This window comes from Actinoplanes sp. NPDC048791, from assembly GCF_040650095.1.
Lineage (GTDB): Bacteria > Actinomycetota > Actinomycetes > Mycobacteriales > Micromonosporaceae > Actinoplanes.
In genome coordinates this window covers 1-6,429 of the sequence record NZ_JBEZGQ010000461.1, presented here as the reverse complement: position 1 = coordinate 6,429, position 6,429 = coordinate 1, and the positions used below count along the sequence as shown (strand labels likewise).

Below are 6,429 nucleotides of genomic sequence, written 5' to 3'. Positions count from 1 at the left end.
GCTCGCCAGACGGCGGGCTGCTTAACAGGCGCCGCGACGCCGTACCGGAAATGACGAGGGCACCGGCCGCCGCCTGCGCGGCTATTCCGGCCCCGGGCCGGATCCGCGCGATCCGCAGCTCTTCGGCGTGATGCTCGAACGGATCATGAAGCAGCGCGGCTGGCAGAAGCCGGCCGCCGAGGCCAAGGTCTTCGGCGCCTGGGAGAAGGTCGTCGGCCCGGACGTCGCCCAGCACAGCCGCCCGGTCAAGCTCGACGCCGGCGTGCTCACCGTGGAGGCGGAGTCGACCGCGTGGGCGACCCAGCTCCGCCTGCTCGCGGCCAACCTCCTCAAGCGCATCGCCGCCGAGGTCGGCCACAACGTGGTCACCAAGCTCAACATCCACGGCCCGGCGGCGCCGTCCTGGGCGAAAGGCCCCCGCCGGGTGCAGGGCCGCGGCCCGCGCGACACGTACGGCTGACAGTCCGGTCCGCTCAGTAGTCGGCGAAGACCGCGAAGCCCCGCTCGGCGCAGCGACGGTAGAAGCCCGACAGAACAGCCAGCTCCGTACGGGCGAAGCTCCAGTGCGGTGCGTTGCCCGCCTCGTCCCGCAGCGCCGCCAGCCGCTGGTCCAGCCAGCGCAGCTGCTGCTCGGCGAGGCGTCCACCGGCCACCGCGGCCCGCATCACGTTCGCCACGCTGTCGAAGGTGACCAGGTCGCCGTACGGCTGGTGACCTTCCACGAAGCGCTCCAGCCCGCCGGCGATCCAGGCGCAGCCGTCCGGGTCGATGACCGGGTCCTCGTCCTCCGCGGCCGCGTCCGTTGCGTAGAGGACACCCTCCAGCCCCAGCAGCAGGTCGACGAGCTCCGTGTAGGCAGTTGCCCGTACCGTGCCGGTCTTGGCGATGTGCAGCGCGAGCGCGCCGGTGGGCGCGGCGATGTCCGGCGCGTCCGCGACGGCGCCGAAGTCGACGAACTCCGCGGGGGCGACCGGGTCGTAGAACCGGTTCGTCCGCGGCCAGTGCACGGCGACGTTGTCCAGCCCCTTGTCCAGCGCCATGGCGGGCTCACCTCTCCTCGAACTGCCGGGCTGCGGACCCGTCCGGCCGTGTACCGGGCCGCGCGGGCGAGGTTACGACACCGTCGCCTGCTGTCGTCAGGCAGTGTCGCAGCGCGTGGCCCCACCCGCGCGGAGGCGCGCCTCGGGGTCCGGGCGTCGAACGGTTCGCCGTTGCGGGGGGCCCGCATTCCGTGTAGGGGGACTCGTGGGAGTGGCCCTGAATCGCGCTACGGCAATCTGAGGTACCCGGACGAGGGTGCCGGACCCTCTACAACTCGCTCCGACGGAGTAGAATCGACGGAGACCGGGAAAGTCCGCCCCGTGACGGCACTCCGTCACGCTACGCGATTTTTCCAGCCGATCACGATCCGCGGGTGACCGCGGCGACCGGCGCGCTCGGCTCCACCGGTGGTCCGCCTTCTTCCCGCGGCTCGTCGCCGGTGGCTCGCCCTGCCCGTCGGTGGCCGCCGGCCGTCCGCCAACCCCGTGACCAGCCCGCCTCGCGCGGGCCGGCGCGAGAAAGTGGCCGAGGGTGGCAGAGAACACGCAGGAATACGGTGCCGGTTCCATCACCGTGCTCGAAGGTCTCGAGGCGGTCCGCAAGCGCCCCGGTATGTACATCGGTTCCACGGGCGAGCGGGGCCTGCACCACCTGGTCTGGGAGGTTGTGGACAACGCCGTCGACGAGGCGCTCGCGGGCTACTGCGACACCATCGACGTCGTCCTGCTGCCGGACGGCGGCGTCTCCGTCACCGACAACGGCCGCGGTTTCCCGGTCGACCTGCACCCCAAGCTGAAGAAGCCCGGCGTCGAGGTCGCGCTGACGGTCCTGCACGCGGGTGGCAAGTTCGACGGCAAGGCGTACGCGGTCTCCGGCGGTCTGCACGGCGTCGGTGTCTCGGTCGTCAACGCCCTCTCCACCAAGATGTTCGTGGAGATCCACAAGTCGGGCAACGTCTACCGGCAGCACTACACCGCCTCCAAGCCCGGCCCGCTGGAGAAGGGCGAGACCACCGAGCGGACCGGTTCGATGGTCCAGTTCTGGCCGGACCCGACGATCTTCGAGACGGTCGAGTTCGACTGGCAGACGATCTACCGCCGGATCCAGGAGTACGCCTTCCTCAACAAGGCCCTGACGATCAACCTGGTCGACCGGCGGCCCGAGTTCGTCGACGAGGACGGCAAGGCCCGCGAGGTCACCTTCATGTACGAGAACGGCATCGCCGACTTCGTGCGCCACCTCAACCAGACCAAGGCGCCGATCCACAAGACGGTGATCGAGTTCGAGGCCGAGGCGAACGACGAGGGCATGGCCCTCGAGATCGCCATGCAGTGGAACGAGTCGTACGGCGAGTCGGTCTACACCTTCGCCAACACGATCAACACCCACGAGGGCGGCACCCACGAGGAGGGCTTCCGGGCCGCGCTGACCAGCATCGTCAACCGGTACGGCGCTGAGAAGAAGTTCCTCAAGGGCGACGAGAAGCTCTCCGGCGAGGACATCCGCGAGGGCCTGGCCGCGATCATCTCGGTGAAGCTGACCAACCCGCAGTTCGAGGGTCAGACCAAGACCAAGCTCGGCAACACCAACATGAAGAGCTTCGTCCAGAAGATCGCCAACGAGCAGATCGCCGACTGGTTCGACCGCAACCCGGCCGACGCGAAGCAGATCATCACCAAGGCCTCGCAGGCGGCCCGGGCCCGGATCGCCGCGCAGCAGGCCCGCAAGCTGGCCCGGCGCAAGTCGCTGCTGGAGTCCGGCTCGATGCCGGGCAAGCTGGCCGACTGCCAGTCGACCGACCCGCGGGTCTCGGAGCTGTTCATCGTCGAGGGCGACTCGGCCGGCGGCTCGGCCAAGCAGGGCCGCGACAGCCAGATCCAGGCGATCCTGCCCATCCGCGGCAAGATCCTCAACGTGGAGAAGGCCCGGATCGACCGGGTGCTGAAGAACAACGAGGTCCAGTCGCTGATCACGGCTCTGGGCACCGGCATCCACGAGGAGTTCGACGTCGCCAAGCTGCGCTACCACAAGGTGGTGCTGATGGCCGACGCCGACGTGGACGGCCAGCACATCCAGACGCTGCTGCTCACCCTGCTGTTCCGCTTCATGCGGCCGCTGGTCGAGCTGGGCCACGTCTACCTGGCCGCCCCGCCGCTCTACAAGATCAAGTGGAACAAGCGCGGCGACGACGCCCAGTACGCCTACTCCGACCGGGAGCGGGACGGCCTGATCGAGCTGCGCCAGCAGAAGAAGCCGAACGCCAAGCCCGACGACATCCAGCGGTTCAAGGGTCTCGGCGAGATGAACTTCCGCGAGCTGTGGGACACGACGATGGACCCGGGCTCCCGCACGCTGAAGCAGGTGACCCTCGACGACGCCGCAACCGCGGACGAGCTGTTCAGCGTCCTGATGGGTGAGGACGTCGAGGCGCGGCGCTCGTTCATCCAGCGCAACGCCAAGGACGTGCGGTTCCTCGACATCTGAGGCACGGGTGAGCGGCGTCACTCGACGCCGCTCACCTCGGGTTATGCACAGCGAATCACCGCTTTCCACAACGTTATCCACAGCGAAATGCGTAGCCTGACGCCGTTTGTCGGGTTTGACTGTTAGTAAGGGTTAACTGTGACGGATACTCCCGAGACCCCCGCCGAGGAACCCCAGGACGTGCCCGGCGGCGGAGTGAGCCAGCGGGTCGAGCCGGTCGGCCTCGAGGTCGAGATGCAGCGCTCGTACCTCGACTACGCGATGAGCGTCATCGTCGGGCGGGCGCTGCCGGACGTGCGGGACGGCCTGAAGCCGGTGCACCGCAAGATCCTGTACGCGATGTACGACGCCGGCTTCCGCCCCGACCGCGGCTACGTCAAGTGCGCCCGCGTCGTCGGCGACGTCATGGGTAACTACCACCCGCACGGTGACTCCTCGATCTACGACGCCCTGGTCCGGATGGGCCAGCCGTGGTCGCTGCGCTACCCGCTGATCGACGGCAACGGCAACTTCGGCTCGCCGGGCAACGACCCGCCGGCCGCCATGCGCTACACCGAGTCGAAGCTCTCGCCGCTCGCCATGGAGATGCTGCGGGACATCGACGAGGACACCGTCGACATGCAGGACAACTACGACGGGCGGGCCAAGGAGCCCACGATCCTGCCCGCGCGGTTCCCGAACCTGCTGGTCAACGGCTCCGAGGGCATCGCGGTCGGGATGGCCACCAAGATCCCGCCGCACAACCTGCGGGAGATCGCCGCCGCCGTCCAGTGGTACCTGGACAACCCGGAGGCCGACGAGGCCACCACGCTCGAGGCGATCCTCGGCATCGTCAAGGGACCCGACTTCCCGACCCGCGGCCTGATCGTCGGCCAGCAGGCGATCCAGGACGCCTACCGCACCGGTCGTGGCTCGATCCGGATGCGCGCGGTGGTCGAGGTCGAGGAGGACGCCCGGGGCCGGCCGTGCCTGGTCGTCACCGAGCTGCCGTACCAGGTGAACCCCGACAACCTGGCCGAACGGGTAGCTGAGCTGGTCAAGGAGGGCAAACTCACCGGGATCGCCGACATCCGCGACGAGTCTTCCGGGCGTACCGGAATGCGGTTGATCCTGGTCCTGAAGCGCGACGCCGTCGCCAAGGTCGTGCTGAACAACCTCTACAAGCACACCCAGCTGCAGGAGACCTTCGGCGCCAACATGCTGGCGCTGGTCGACGGGGTGCCCCGCACGCTCAACCTGGCCCAGTTCATCCGCCACTACGTCGATCACCAGATCGACGTCATCCGCCGGCGCACGGCCTACCGCCTGCGCAAGGCCGAGGAGCGCGCGCACATCCTGCGCGGCCTGGTCAAGGCGCTGGACATGCTCGACGAGGTGATCGCCCTGATCCGGCGCTCGCCCACCGTCGAGGACTCCCGCCAGGGCCTGATGCAGCTGCTCGACGTCGACGAGATCCAGGCCACCGCGATCCTGGACATGCAGCTGCGGCGCCTGGCGGCGCTGGAGCGGCAGAAGATCATCGACGAGCTGGCCCGGATCGAGATCGAGATCGCCGACCTCAAGGACATCCTGGCCAAGCCGGAGCGGCAGCGGGCGATCGTCTCCGAGGAACTGGCCGAGATCGTGGCCCGCTTCGGCGACGACCGCAAGACCCAGATCATCCCGTTCGACGGCGAGGTCTCGATGGAGGACCTCATCGCGCGCGAGGACGTTGTGGTGACGATCACACGAACTGGTTACGCGAAGCGTACGAAGGTCGACCTGTACCGGTCCCAGAAGCGCGGCGGCAAGGGCGTGAGCGGCGCGTCCTTGCGTCAGGACGACATCGTCAGCCACTTCTTCGTGATCTCCACGCACTCGTGGATCCTGTTCTTCACCAACAAGGGCCGGGTCTACCGCGCGAAGGCCTACGAGCTGCCCGAGGCGAACCGTGTCGCCAAGGGCCAGCACGTCGCCAACCTGCTCGCCTTCCTTCCGGACGAGCACATCGCGCAGGTCATCCAGATCCCGGACTACCAGGTCGAGCCCTACCTTGTGCTCGCCACCAAGAATGGCCTCGTGAAGAAGACCCGCCTCGAGGAATTTGACTCCAACCGCAGCGGTGGCATCATCGCCATCAACCTGCGGGAGGATGACGAATTGGTGGGCGCCACGCTGGCCGCGCCGGAGAACGACCTGCTCCTGGTCTCGAAGAAGGCTCAGGCCATCCGGTTCAACGCGACCGACGAGGCGCTGCGGCCGATGGGGCGGGCGACCTCGGGCGTGATCGGCATGCGCTTCAGCGAGGCGGACGAACTCCTCGCGATGGAGGTGGTTCGTGAGGGCATGGACGTTTTGGTCGCGACCAACGGCGGGTATGCGAAGCGGACGCCGATCGAGGAGTATCCGGTGCAGGGCCGGGGCGGCAAGGGCGTGCTGACGGCCAAGATCACGGAGCGTCGTGGCGGGCTCGTCGGAGCGCTCGTGATCGACCCGGAGGATGAACTATTTGCCATCACCAGCAATGGTGGTGTCATCCGGACTCCCGTGAAGCCTGTACGGCGCACGCGGGATCGGAACACAATGGGGGTCAAGCTGATGGACCTCCCAGAAGGTGTAACCATCGTGGCGCTTGCTCGCAATGCCGACGAGCCTGACGAACAGGACTAGTTGATGCCGGAGACACAGGCGAAGTCGGGGGGCCCGGGATCCTCGGCATCTCCGGTCGACGCGGAGCCGAAGAAGGACGGCGCCGCACCGACCGGACGCGAGGGAGCCGGCCGCGCGGCGGTACCAGCCGATGCCCCGTCCCAGCCGAAGTTCACCCGCGCGCCGGGCATGGCCCCGCCGCCGGGTGAACCGCCCGCCGACAGTGACGGTCAGGCCGAGCAGAAGCGGCCACCGGCCGCCCCGGCGGGCCCTTCG

At 68.4% G+C, this 6,429-nt stretch carries 3 protein-coding genes and 2 pseudogenes; 4 read left to right on the top strand and 1 reads right to left on the bottom strand.

From position 1 onward, the window contains the following. A pseudogene (locus AB0C29_RS27960) lies at window positions 1-460 on the top strand (DciA family protein); the annotation flags it as partial. Window positions 461-473: 13 nt separating this feature from the next. Here the strand turns inward: AB0C29_RS27960 and AB0C29_RS27955 are convergent. Continuing rightward, window positions 474-1,040, bottom strand: coding sequence for a hypothetical protein (locus AB0C29_RS27955; protein WP_360546693.1), 567 nt, complete (start codon window positions 1,038-1,040; stop codon window positions 474-476). Between the two features lie 532 nt (window positions 1,041-1,572). Here AB0C29_RS27955 and gyrB point away from each other — a divergent pair. The 3 genes and pseudogenes from gyrB to AB0C29_RS27940 form a co-directional block, all read left to right on the top strand. Beyond that, the gene (gyrB, locus tag AB0C29_RS27950; RefSeq protein WP_360825982.1) at window positions 1,573-3,525 is read left to right on the top strand and encodes a DNA topoisomerase (ATP-hydrolyzing) subunit B; all 1,953 of its coding nucleotides are present in this window, start codon (window positions 1,573-1,575) and stop codon (window positions 3,523-3,525) included. 138 nt (window positions 3,526-3,663) lie between these two features. Next, window positions 3,664-6,174 carry a DNA gyrase subunit A gene (gene gyrA, locus AB0C29_RS27945; protein ID WP_360546697.1) on the top strand — a complete coding sequence of 837 codons (2,511 nt, stop codon included), beginning with the start codon at window positions 3,664-3,666 and terminating at the stop codon, window positions 6,172-6,174. Between the two features lie 3 nt (window positions 6,175-6,177). Continuing rightward, window positions 6,178-6,429 (top strand): annotated as a pseudogene (locus tag AB0C29_RS27940) (DUF3566 domain-containing protein); the annotation flags it as partial.